Source organism: Croceicoccus bisphenolivorans, from assembly GCF_001634625.1.
GTDB lineage: Bacteria > Pseudomonadota > Alphaproteobacteria > Sphingomonadales > Sphingomonadaceae > Croceicoccus > Croceicoccus bisphenolivorans.
Map to the genome: position 1 here is coordinate 1 of NZ_LRSE01000048.1, position 2,089 is coordinate 2,089.

Sequence of the window (2,089 nt, forward strand, 5' to 3'; positions counted from 1 at the left end):
AGGAGCCTCCGGAAAACCCGGGACGCTTCACAATGAAGGTGAGGTGGTTCTCGACAACACAATGGGCAGCGGTAGCACCTGCATCGCAGCAATGAATGCGGGGCGTCGCTCGATTGGAATGGAAAAGGATCGCGACTGGTTTGAGATCGCTTCGGCGCGCGTTGAGCGCTCAATGGCCACTAGCGAAACCGGGATCGCGAAACCGCTTGCCGTTCCGATCTCGAAGACCGCCGATACTGAGATTTACAACGGCGACTGCCTTGATGTCATGAAGGCCATGCCGAGCGGGTCTGTCGATCTCATCGTGACTTCGCCTCCGTATAACCTCGGGCTCAAGCGTCGTGGCGGAATGAAGAACACCCTCTGGCCGAACGCCAAGTTGGCTAACGGCTATCGCAGCTTCGACGACGCGATGCCTCACGACGAATATATCGAATGGCTTCGCGATGTTATGCACGAAAGCTGGCGACTGCTGTCCGACGACGGCGCGATTTTCATGAACCACAAGCCCCGTATCCAGCAGCGTGAGCTTTGGACACCTCTCGATCTCAATCTCAATCTGCCTCTGCGTCAGATCGTGATCTGGGACCGTGGCTCGGGCTTTAACCATGGCAGCGGTTTTTACACGCCGTCGCACGAGTGGATCAGCATTTACGCAAAGCCGAAGTTTCGTATGACCAAGGGCAAGCCACGCGATGTCTGGCGGATCAATTTTGAACGGAATAACGATCATCCCGCTCCGTTCCCCGTCGAACTGCCAATGAACGCGATTCAGCATACGAATGCGAAGGTTGTCCTCGACCCCTTCATGGGCAGCGGAACCACGGGAGTTGCTGCACTTCGCCTCGGTCGCAAGTTCATCGGCATTGAGCTTGATGAGAAGTATGCCGCTGATGCCGTCGCCCGCATTGACGCCGAAACCCTCGGGGTGGCGGCATGACGACCGTGCGCGAATACCGCGAAGCGTTTAAACGCGAAATCCTGCATTGGCCGCGTGCGAAGATCGCATTCGCCAAAACGGCGAAGCATCAAAAGTTGATCATCAGGTATCGGGGGAAGCAAGCCAAGCGGACATTTGCATCAACTGACGGCGACCACCGTGCGTTGAAGAACGCAGTCTCAGACATGCGCCGCACTCTGCGTCGTTTCGGTGCAGTGCGGATGAAGAACGCGAATGACAATTGAAGCTCATAGAAAGCAGCGTATCCGCTGAGGTTCTGGCGTTATTGCCGTTGCCTCAGCGGACGGGTGAATCGGCCCCGCCTTAAGGGGCGCAATCCATGAGGGGCCTCGCAAATCTGCGCGGCAAGAAGGGGATGACGCATGTGCGCCACCCCCTTCAATATGATTATCGAGTAATCAGAAACCGAGGACGAGCCCGAGGCTGCCTTGGTTGTTGATGATGTCGTCTTCGTAATTGAACTGGCTGAATTCAGCGCGCAGCGACAGCGAGTCCGACACGCCCGTTTCGACGCCGACGCCGTAACGCAGGCCGTCGCCCCAGAAGCCTTCGACCTTGCCGCGAGCATAACCGCCGCGAGCATAGAGGCCAGTGCTGTCGTTCAGCTTGGTGCCGAGACGAGCGCCAACGCCCCACCCCCACTGAGCGTCGATGCCAGCGACATCAGCGGTGTAAACATCAGCATTCGCTTCAACGCCGATGAACGCCCCACCGAGCGGCATGTCGAAGCCAGCGAAGATCGTCGCGCCCGGACCAGAAACGCCGAAGCCTTCAAAGTCACCCGAACCCTGAACATTGTCCAGCGTAACGCCAGCGCCGATGTAGGCACCGTCAAAATCATTCGCATGAGCCGAAGTCGCAACAGCCATCGCAGCGGCGATTGCCGCTCCGCTCAACATAATCTTTTTCATTAGTTTCCCCATTTTGATCCCGCATTGAAGCGGGTGGGGAGGCCGTTAGAGTCGGCATAGAATCCAGTCAATGTCCTAAAAATAAAAAGTTTTGTTAACAACTCGGCAACCAATCACAAACTTAGTTGCAAATGGAACCTAACTGTTGGCCGATTTCAGTCATGCGAAAGGATCGGGGCGTGTATTAGAGTCTGATTCAAAACTAACCGATGTGATT

General features: G+C 56.1%; 3 protein-coding genes. 2 read left to right on the plus strand and 1 reads right to left on the minus strand.

The window, feature by feature from the left end:
• Nucleotides 1–940, plus strand: a 940-nt coding sequence (locus A7A77_RS17690) for a site-specific DNA-methyltransferase (protein ID WP_082836230.1), incomplete at its 5' end; no start/stop codon positions are given.
• Nucleotides 937–1,185, plus strand: coding sequence for a hypothetical protein (locus tag A7A77_RS17200; protein ID WP_066561270.1), 249 nt, complete (start codon nt 937–939; stop codon nt 1,183–1,185). The genes A7A77_RS17690 and A7A77_RS17200, both read left to right, overlap by 4 nt.
• 174 nt (nt 1,186–1,359) lie before the next feature.
• Here A7A77_RS17200 and A7A77_RS17205 read toward each other — a convergent pair whose 3' ends face one another.
• Complete coding sequence (locus tag A7A77_RS17205) at nt 1,360–1,872, minus strand: outer membrane protein (RefSeq protein WP_066561273.1); 513 nt, start codon at nt 1,870–1,872, stop codon at nt 1,360–1,362.
• Between the last annotated feature and the right edge of the window lie 217 nt (nt 1,873–2,089).